At 73.6% G+C, this 3898-nt stretch carries 1 protein-coding gene; it reads right to left on the bottom strand.

What is annotated here, in order from left to right:
- Positions 1–3898: type I polyketide synthase (locus tag SACPADRAFT_RS33865; RefSeq protein ID WP_456153874.1), on the bottom strand; the 3898-nt coding region annotated here is incomplete at both ends.

Genomic DNA, 3898 nt, shown 5'->3' with positions numbered 1-3898 from the left:
CGCGTCGAGACGCGCGTTGGCGGCGGCGTAGTTGGCCTGCCCGGCGGAGCCGAAGGTGGCGGCGGCCGAGGAGAACAGGACGAACGCGTCGAGGTTCTCGGTCAGCTCGTCGAGCAGCCGGGTGGCGTCGATCTTGGGGATGTCGACGGCCCGCATCCGTTCCGGGGTGAGGCCGTCGACCACACCGTCGTCGAGGAGCCCGGCGGCGTGGATGACGGCATCCGGCGGGAACTCGGCGATGAGCGCTGCGAGAGAGTCGCGGTCGGCGACGTCCACCGCGCGGATGATCGCACCGGTTTCGGCTGCCAGCTCCACCGCGCCGGGCGCGTCGGGGCCGCGGCGTCCGGCGAGGACGATGCGCTCGACGCCCTGCGCGTGCAGCCACCGAGCGACGTGCGCGCCGAGCGCCCCGGTGCCACCGGTGACCAGGACGGTTCCGCTCGGCTGCCAGGTGCCCGCGCTCGGAGCCAGGCGGCCGACGCGCCTGCCGAGCAAGGCGCCGTCGCGGACGGCGAGCTCGTCCTCCCCTCCCCCGAGCGCGCGGGCGACGAGATCCCAGTCGGAGCCGTCGTGGTGGAGGACGCCGCCCCACCGGTCGGGCAACTCCAGGGCGGCGGTGCGGGCGAGGCCGGCGGTTCCCGCGTCGTCGCCGACGACAGCCCACAGCCGTCCGGAGGCCCCGGCATCGCCCATGGCCTGCAACAGGGTCAGCACGTCGGCCGCGTCGTCGAGCACGGACACGACGTCGCCCGCCCCGGCCAGCAGCGTGGCGAGTTCTGCCCGCCCGATCCCGCGCCGCACCGCCAGAGTCCGGTTCCCGGTCAGCGGCGCTTCGAGACCGTCCTCGTGGACCACGAGCCAGTCCCCGGGCGAGGCGGGCGCGGTGACGGGGGCCCAGTCCTCGACGTAGTGCAGGGAGCGGCTGCCGCCGCCGCTCGCCTCGGGCCAGTAGCGGCGCTGCTGGAAGGGGTAGGTCGGCAGATCCACCACGCGCGGGTCCGTGCCGCCGAAGAACTCCGACCAGTCGACGGTCACCCCGCGCGCATGCAGCACGCCCAGCGCGCGAACGACGGCGGACTCCTCGTCACCCTTGCCCTGGGCGGCCACCGCCCCGTCGAGCCACGGGGTCAGCGCCGCGTCCGGCCCGACCTCGATGACGTGTGCCGCGTCCAACCGCCCGGCACCGTCGGCGAACCGGACGGTGCGGCGCACGTTGTCGACCCAGTACCCGACCTCGGTGGGGTCCAGATCCCCCGCGACCGCGACGAACTTCACCGACGCGGCCGCGCGCGGCAGGGTCGCGACGAACTCGCCGAGCTCGTCCAGTACGTCCTCCATGTGGGCGGAGTGGAACGCGTGACTCACATCGAGCAGCGACGCCTTGATCCCACGCGCCTTGTAGTCCGCGACCAACGTCTCCACCGCGTCGGCGTCGCCGGAGGCCACCACCGACTCCGGCGCGTTCACCGCCGCCAACTCGACGCCGTCCGGCAGCTCCACCTCGGCCTCCGACACACCGATCGCGGCCATCGCCCCGGGTGTGCGCACCGCGTCCATCAACGCACCACGCTCCACCACCAACCGCGCCGCATCCTCCAACGAGAACACCCCCGCAGCCCACGCCGCCGCGATCTCCCCCACCGAATGCCCCATCACCACATCCGGCACCACACCCCACGACCCGAACAGCCGCACCAACGCCACCTCGAACGCGAAAATCCCCGGCTGCGCAAACCGCGTCTCCCCGAGACGCGACCCACCCGAGATCTCCTCCCGCACCTCAGCCGGAAACAACGCCAGCACCTCGTCCCACGCGGACGCGAACACCGGAAACGCCGCAGCCAACCCACGACCCATCCCCACCCGCTGCGAACCCTGACCCGTGAACACGAACGCCACGCGTCCCGTCGTCGCCGTCACCGGCTGGACGGTCGAGAGCCCGGACCGCAGCTCGGCCAGGTCCCGGCCGACGACCACACCACTGTGCTCCAGCGCCGCGCGGGCGGTGAGCAGCGTGTGCGCCACGTCCACCGGCTCCGCCTCGACGTGGTTCAGCCGGGCGGCCTGGGCGCGAACGGCGTCGGCGGTCTGGCCGGAGACGATCCAGGGCACCACCCGCTCCGGACGTGCCGCGGGCTCCGTTACGGACGTCCGGGCCTGCTCCACGACCAGGTGCGCGTTGGTGCCGCTGACACCGAACGAGGACACGCCGATCCGCCACGGGCGTCCCGTGTCGGGCAGCGGCTGCGGATCGGTGAGCAGCGAGACGGAGCCCGCCGTCCAGTCCACGTGCTGGTTCGGCTCGGCCACGTGCAGGGACCGAGGCAACACCCCGTGCCGCAGGGCCAGCACCGACTTGATCACTCCGGCGGCGCCCGCGGCCGCCTGGGTGTGGCCGATGTTGGACTTCACCGACCCGAGCCACAACGGCCGGTCCCGGCCCTGTCCGTAGGTCGCCAGCAGGGCCTGCGCCTCGATTGGATCACCCAGGACGGTCCCCGTACCGTGTGCTTCCACCGCGTCCACATCGGACCCGTCAAGCCCGGCGGAAGCCAGGGCCGAGCGGATGACCCGCTGCTGGGCGGGCCCGTTCGGCGCGGTGAGGCCGTTGGACGTGCCATCCTGGTTGACGGCCGAGCCACGCAGCACGGCGAGGACCGGGTGACCGTGGCGTTCGGCGTCGGACAGGCGCTCGACCAGCAACAGGCCGACACCCTCGCCCCAGCCGGTGCCATCGGCGTCCGAGGAGAAGGCCTTGCAGCGGCCGTCGCCCGCGAGGCCGCGCTGGCGGGAGAACTCGACGAACACCGCGGGGGTGGACATCACCGTCACACCGCCCGCGAGCGCCAGGTCGCACTCACCCGACCGCAGCGACTGGGCGGCCAGGTGCAGTGCCACCAGCGACGCGGAGCACGCGGTGTCGACGGTGAGGGCCGGGCCTTCGAGTCCGAAGGAGTAGGACAGCCTGCCGGAGACGACGCTGGCGGCGTTACCGGTGGCGAGATAGCCGCCGTACTCGGACAGGTCGCCGCCCAGGGCGGTGGCGTAGTCCTGGCCGTTGGTGCCGACGAACACGCCGGTCGCGGAGCCGCGCACGGACCGGGGGTCGAGCCCGCCGCGTTCGAACGCCTCCCACGCGGTCTGGAGCAGGATCCGCTGTTGCGGGTCCATGGCCAGCGCCTCGCGCGGGGAGATGCCGAACAGCTCCGCGTCGAACCCCGCGACGTCGGCGAGGAAGCCGCCCTCGGCGGTGTGCGAGGTGCCGGGGCGGTCGGGGTCGGCGGCGAACAGGGCGTCGAGATCCCAGCCACGGTCGGTGGGGAAGGCGCCCAAGGCGTCACCGCCGTCGGCGAGCAGCCGCCAGAAGTCCTCGACGCTGCTCACGCCGCCGGGGAAACGGCAGGACATGGCGACGATCGCGACCGGGTCGTCGGCCACCGCCGCCGGGCGGGTGGCCTGCCGGGTTCCGGTGCCGGTGAGGAGTTCGGCGAGGTGGGCGGCGAGGGCGGCCGGGGTGGGAAAGTCGAAGACGAGGGTCGCGGGCAGGGTGAGCCCGGTGGCGCGCGTGAGGACGTTGCGCAGTTCCAGGGCGGTCAGCGAGTCGATGCCCAGATCGCGAAACGCCCTGCCCGGCGCGACGTCGGCGGACGACGGGTAGGCGAGCACGCCCGCGGTGCAGGACCGGACCAGCTCGTCGAGGTCGTCCACCTCGGCGGCCACGGTCTCCGGTCCAGCGCTCGAGAAGTGCGCGAACAGGCTGCTGGGGCGGGAGGCCGTGAAGGCGGGCACGAACCGGTCCCAGTCGATGTCGGCGATGACGACCTGCGTGTCGCCGACGGCCTTGCCCAGCGCGCGCACCGCGAGAGCGGGCGGCATCGGAGTGACGCCGCCACGGTCG

This window comes from Saccharomonospora iraqiensis subsp. paurometabolica YIM 90007 (genome assembly GCF_000231035.2).
GTDB lineage: Bacteria > Actinomycetota > Actinomycetes > Mycobacteriales > Pseudonocardiaceae > Saccharomonospora > Saccharomonospora paurometabolica.
The sequence above is the reverse complement of the archived record's forward strand: the minus strand, read 5'-3'. Positions and strand labels throughout refer to the sequence as shown.